This window comes from Peribacillus sp. P4_C12, from assembly GCF_056402095.1.
In genome coordinates this window covers 1-1,265 of sequence record NZ_JBFUIB010000831.1, presented here as the reverse complement: position 1 = coordinate 1,265, position 1,265 = coordinate 1, and the positions used below count along the sequence as shown (strand labels likewise).

General features: G+C 35.3%; 3 protein-coding genes. All 3 read right to left on the bottom strand.

Annotation, left to right across the window (positions count from 1 at the left end):
• Nucleotides 1–122 precede the first annotated feature (122 nt).
• Entirely contained in the window at nt 123–632 is a 510-nt protein-coding gene (locus tag AC1DUW_RS29490; protein ID WP_083450769.1) for an SMI1/KNR4 family protein, read from the bottom strand.
• 77 nt (nt 633–709) lie between these two features.
• The gene (locus AC1DUW_RS29485; RefSeq protein ID WP_236695014.1) at nt 710–853 is read right to left on the bottom strand and encodes an HNH endonuclease signature motif containing protein; all 144 of its coding nucleotides are present in this window, start codon (nt 851–853) and stop codon (nt 710–712) included.
• 26 nt (nt 854–879) lie between these two features.
• Nucleotides 880–1,134 carry a GyrI-like domain-containing protein gene (locus AC1DUW_RS29480; RefSeq protein WP_477644259.1) on the bottom strand — a complete coding sequence of 85 codons (255 nt, stop codon included), beginning with the start codon at nt 1,132–1,134 and terminating at the stop codon, nt 880–882.
• Nucleotides 1,135–1,265 lie beyond the last annotated feature (131 nt).

The window sequence follows — 1,265 nt, the reverse complement described above, 5'->3', positions numbered from 1 at the left end:
GCCTAAAAAAAAGTAAAGATAGAAAGGGTTAAACTTACTATCTTTTTTTGTTGCTTTATTTTAAGCATTTGAAAAAACAGCCTAAACAAAAGGCAGAGTGTGAATAACACTCCGCTTTTTGTCTATAGCTTATAATAATTTTCAGCTGTATAAGTGGTCCAGTTCCAAAAATCATTCCCCTGAGAAATAATATATCGATCAAGAAACAATTCGAAGTTAAGTTGAATGTCTTCGTCTTCGGAAAATTCTTCAGAAGGTATGTCGAAATTAAGTAAATAATTTGGTTCTTTAGCATTGAGTTTTTTAATACTTATAGCCAAAGTTCCGTCTAGTACGCTACCTATAGGAATAAAAGGTAGGGGATTATCTGGCTCATCCGCTTGCATATCTTTATATGCACTCTCGATTTCTTCTAAAGAATGAAGCCATAATCCTCCGCCTACATTGTCACCATCTTCGTCTATATGTTCAAAAAGCATACAACCGTTATGAATAAATAAGAAAGCCTTGTAGTCTTCCGGTAAAATCCACTCTGTTTTCTTTTCAAATTCCTCTATTTGTTCTTTAGTAGCCGGATTATTAAAGGAACAAACAATATTCGAATTTTCTCCTTCGGGACCTGAAATAATCATACTTAAGTCTTCATCTAATCTATTTTAAAAACTTGTTAAAGTTTGATTAATAAATGGCATATAGTTAATCTCCTTAATTAGTAGTTTTTCCACCAAGTGTTAACTTCATTACGGTGTATTTTTACAGGAAGCGGAAATAGATTTTGAAATGCGTTAGTTCCACCGTATTTTATTGGAATAACGTGATGTATCTCGGTAGATCTTTCGTCTAAACCATACAAATAAACATTTGTCCTGCGCAAATAGGTCAGACCTTTTGAACGGGAACTTGAATTTCAAAGGTAATCTCGTTTGGTTTATCTGTGATCGTAATATCAACATGCATAATTTGCAGCGCATCGCCGGTAATTTGATAACCACCTTCATCAAGATAATCAAATATTTTACTCAAGCTTTCGCTTCGGTTCCATAGTAATTCTCCGTTATATCGGATACACGCAAATAACCCAGCCGGAACGATCCGTTGGTACTGTTTTGGTATTTTTTCTTTACTTTTTGCCACAACGAAAATGACTGATGGTTCTTCAAAACGTTTAGTTCTAAGATCCGCTTCCTGGATGAGAATGCCTAGTCTGTTACTGGCCAGTTCTAAGATCCGCTTCCTGGATGAGAATGCCTAGTCTGTTACTGGCC